Here is a 1,184-nt window from a genome sequence, read left to right as displayed (position 1 = left end):
TCTTTATGTGGGTCCGCCTGGTGGAGCTGGGGGGCAAGTGGCTCGTCCTCAACCTGGCTCCCCATCACGAGACCGCGGTGCGCCTTCTGGGGGCAGGGCGATATTACCTGCTGGAGTGAAGGGGGTGCGGAATGTGGGCTTCCGGCGGGTCAAGAGGGGAGAAAACCCCGGATACCCGAGGTTCAAAGGGAAGGGGCGCTACGACTCCTTCACCTTCCCCCAGGCTGGGACCACCGGGGTCAAACTCCAGGAGGGCGGGAAGCGGGTCCTCCTCTATGGCCTCGGCTCAGTGAAGGTCAAGCTGCACCGACCCCTTGAGGGAAAACTGAAGACCGCCACGGTCAAACGAGAGGGCGAACACTGGTACATCGTCTTCACCTGCGAAGTGGAGCCCAGACCCCTTCCCCCCAACGACGGGGTTGTCGGAATAGACCTCGGCACGAACCCCCACTTCCTCGTCACCTCGGAGGGGGAGAGGGTCGAGGCCCCTCGGTACTTCCAGAAGGCGCAGGCCAAACTCGCTGCCGCCCAACGCAGCCTTGCCCGCAAGAAGCGGGGCAGCCGGCGCCGCGAGAAGGCCAGAAGGCGCCTGGCGCGGCTCTACCGCAAAATCGCCAACCAGCGCAGAGACTTCCACCACAAGCTGGCCAGGAGGTTGGTCAACCGCTATGGCACCATCGTTCACGAAGACCTGAACATCCTCGGCTTGGCCCGCAGCCGTACCGCCAAGGGGGTGCTGGACGCGGGCTTGGCGCAGTTTCTCCAAACCCTCGCCTACAAAGCGGAGGAGGCTGGTAGGCGGGTCGTGGGGGTAGACCCCAGGCACACCAGCCAGGACTGCCCGGTGTGCGGCCACAGAGAGAAGCGCCCCCTCTGGATGCGGGTGTCCACTTGCCCCCAATGCGGGACGTTTCTGCACAGGGACGTGGCCGCCGCGCTGAACATCCTGGCACGGGCTCGGACGGAGCCTTCGGGGATGGGTACGGCGTGGGCCGTCCCATGAGAACCGAGAAGCCTCGGACTTCCGTCCGAGGAGTCGTCACGGTGAAGCCCCGGGTCTCCGGCTGGGAATAGGGGGCGAGCCCAGAGTTGACACTCCCACGGCTAAAGCCGGTGGGATTCTTGGTTCGACGAGGACAGCCTACGATATGTAGGTCTTACGCCCTCTCCCCAAGCGTTTTGCG

At 64.8% G+C, this 1,184-nt stretch carries 1 protein-coding gene; it reads left to right on the top strand.

Going from position 1 to position 1,184, the window contains the following annotated elements; genetic code table 11:
- Positions 1-115 precede the first annotated feature (115 nt).
- Entirely contained in the window at positions 116-1,003 is an 888-nt protein-coding gene (locus tag H531_RS13355) for an RNA-guided endonuclease InsQ/TnpB family protein (RefSeq protein ID WP_022799631.1), read from the top strand.
- The last annotated feature ends 181 nt before the right edge of the window (positions 1,004-1,184 follow it).

The sequence above is a fragment of the Thermus islandicus DSM 21543 genome, from assembly GCF_000421625.1.
Lineage (GTDB): Bacteria > Deinococcota > Deinococci > Deinococcales > Thermaceae > Thermus > Thermus islandicus.
The sequence above is the reverse complement of the archived record's forward strand: the minus strand, read 5'-3'. Positions and strand labels throughout refer to the sequence as shown.